The organism is Mesorhizobium sp. M2A.F.Ca.ET.042.01.1.1, assembly GCF_003997405.1.
Lineage (GTDB): Bacteria > Pseudomonadota > Alphaproteobacteria > Rhizobiales > Rhizobiaceae > Mesorhizobium.
On sequence record NZ_RZRX01000440.1, the window covers coordinates 1 to 2,793 of the forward strand.

General features: G+C 56.6%; 1 protein-coding gene and 1 pseudogene. Both read right to left on the bottom strand.

Annotated features, from left to right (window positions below):
* Positions 1–124: 124 nt before the first annotated feature.
* A pseudogene (locus EOA23_RS33305) lies at positions 125–373 on the bottom strand (IS110 family transposase); the annotation flags it as partial.
* 431 nt (positions 374–804) lie between these two features.
* Positions 805–1,764, bottom strand: a complete 960-nt coding sequence (locus EOA23_RS33310; RefSeq protein ID WP_127307183.1) for a hypothetical protein — start codon at positions 1,762–1,764, stop codon at positions 805–807.
* Positions 1,765–2,793 lie beyond the last annotated feature (1,029 nt).

Below are 2,793 nucleotides of genomic sequence, written 5' to 3' on the forward strand. Positions count from 1 at the left end.
TGCTGACGCAGTCGGAGCTTGTTGTGGACACATGACCAGCGCGACAGACGACGCGATCAGATCACGCCGGCGACACACCCTCCTTGCCGCTCCGCAATCGCGGAGCGGGTTAGTCCTACTTGATGTATGGCTTGACGTAAGACGTCGGCATCAGCCGCACCTCGTGACCCAGCGCCATAAGAACCCGAGCCCTTTGGTGTCCAGTCGCGCAAGCCTCGATTCCGATCAGGCAGGTCGGCAATGCCTTGAAGAATCCAACGACATCGTCGCGGCGCAGCTTGCGCCGGCTCACGGTCGCGCCGGCACCATTGATCCCGTGAACCTGAAAGACATGCTTGGCGATATCCAGGCCAATTGTGGTAATCTTCTCCATGGATGGCTTTCCCTTATGTGACTTTCGACAGCCACACTTTGGCACATTGCGATGCCCGGGAGCGGAGGCCGTCCACCACATCAGGTCATCAAAACGAGCCGCGTCGAGCTATCGGGCTCAGACCCTGGATTCCGCAAAGACCGACCGAGGAGGTGAAAAACTATTGCCCCTGATACACCGTTCCGCTTGACCCTCCTCATATAAGTCATGGCAGAGTGGAAAGTCGTCACCGTGGGCAACTGACATTCGCAATACAGGCTCAGCGCGGTCAGACCAGATAACGTGACACTACCCCACCGTGCACTTGGCAAGTCGCTTTCTTGCCCAAAGCTCCTGCGCATTGCGGTCCACCATGACCGGTTCGCCTGTCTTTGAGTGCCATAAGCATCATTATCCTCCAATCGCCCGAATCGGTGTGTGCCGCTGAGGGGCTACGGCCCGTTATCGGAAAGATAGGTTTGCGCCGCTTGGAGTGTTTCATTGATATCCGCCAACAAGATCGGCAATTTCGGAGAAATATTCTTGTTGTTTTCTTCAAACGCCACGAGAAATTCTCTGTCGTGCACGGTGACATAGTTGAGTTTAGCGAATGCTGCTTTCGAGAGTAGCGGCTTTGCCACCATATCTATTATGGTGCGCGGCTCTAATCGGAGAAGCGCGCTCTGGAGAATGGCCTGGTATTCATCATTGATATCGGGCCATGCGATCACAACGATCGACCGTGGTTCGCGTGCGTGCCCTACCTCTGCCGGGCGCGTGAGCACGACGTCTATGTCAGGCCAGGCGCGGAGACGTTTGCGAAGGTTCTTGGGGTTCCGCGTTACGATTGTCGTGGAACCAAATCGCTTTCCAACACCACTTCTGATCAGCTCGCGGATCGGCATATCCGCCCCGATCACGTAAAGGCGGTCAGGTAGCTCTCCATTCGGAAATCGATCAGCAATGATGTTCCGAACGATGTGATAGTAGTTGAGCGATGCAATAAACCGCTGTCGTTCACGCGATGCACGACCAATATCAAATCCCAGCCGTACTATCTGAACAATAGGAAGTTTTTGGTCAAGACGTTCTATACCCTTCGTGAGCGGACCGCCGATATAATTATCGCCAAGGACCTGGGAGCGAGCACCAGACGCAACCTCGGCGATGCGGCGAATAATAGTGAGCGCACCTTCAATTCGTTCAGATGGAAAGCCGGAAAATATCCGACTATCGATATTTCTCACTGCATGCTCCTGACCATAGACCTCAACTCGGCCACAGGATGCGACCAGGAGAACTCCACGTCTTGCAAGATCGTTCGCGATTGGTTTTATCTTAGCCGAATGCTGCGCCATCGCGAAAGGCGAGGTCATCTGGTGATCAACATAATGGCCAAGGAACTCGCTCATCGTTTCCTCCTGAAGTTCATTGAAGCTCAAGCTGCGTTTGAGGGCGGCACGTGCCTGAGCTCAAGGTCTTGCACCGAAACTACTGTCGCCGCGAGATGCAGAACCGCTTGCGCGCCTTCGAGAGCCATGCTGTTCGCACCGATGTTTGCAAACCTCGTGCCGATTTGGCGGATCGTGCCGAAGAAGAATATTCTTCCGTGAAGAATGCGGCAGGACGCCAGGCCGCGCAGCACCGGGGTCACAGACTCGACGAACCGGACAGGTGATGTCGGGGACCCGACGTTTTTGTAAGGGAGTCAATCGGCGCTGAGTTCTGTTGAGGGACGGACGGCTCCGTTCGACGTTTTCCGCGAGCTCAAGTGCAATGCTTTTGAGTATGTGTATTGCGACATATGTGGAACGGCCCCACGCGGGCAAGCGCATTTTCAGACATTACATCCAGCGGGATAGGTGCGGTCATGTGTCCGGCCTTGATGCGCGGTCAAAGACCGCTGGCCTCGATGAAATTCGCGATGCGAGGGGCTGATCAATCTGACACTGACGCGAAGTGCATTGTCGCGCCGGCCTCTCTCGCCTCGGAATTTCGTCCCGTGGATCATCGTCTAATTTTGCACCTCGCCTTTGTCCGGCGTCGCGCCGGCCAGTCCGTCCTGGTCGTCGTTCGGCTCAGGCGTGTGCTGCGCCGCTCGCCACGCCAGTATTTCGGTATGTCCCGCCCTTGGTGAGCAGCGCCCCCAATCGCCGCGATCAGCGGCTTAGTCCAATCTGCACGCCGGCCTCGCTCAGCCGCAAATAGCGCTCTCAAATGTCCCAGAAACCAGCCAGTCCCCACGTCCACTGCCTCCCGCAAATCAACGCGCCGACTGAATCTGCGCGGCGACAACTACGGTGGCCGGCTTCTCATCCAGATCGTCGCGCTACAGTCGAGGCGCACACGCCGAGCTGCTGGGCTACTTCCTCGCCGGTGATCATGCCGCTCTCCCGCAGCCGTTCGTACCGGCTCTTCAATCCATAGGTGCGGCGCACGAG

What these genes read in the sequence shown, in the direction of transcription:
- EOA23_RS33310 (WP_127307183.1), bottom strand. Translation starts at nt 1,764, where the DNA reads ATGAGCGAGTTCCTTGGCCATTATGTTGATCACCAGATGACCTCGCCT.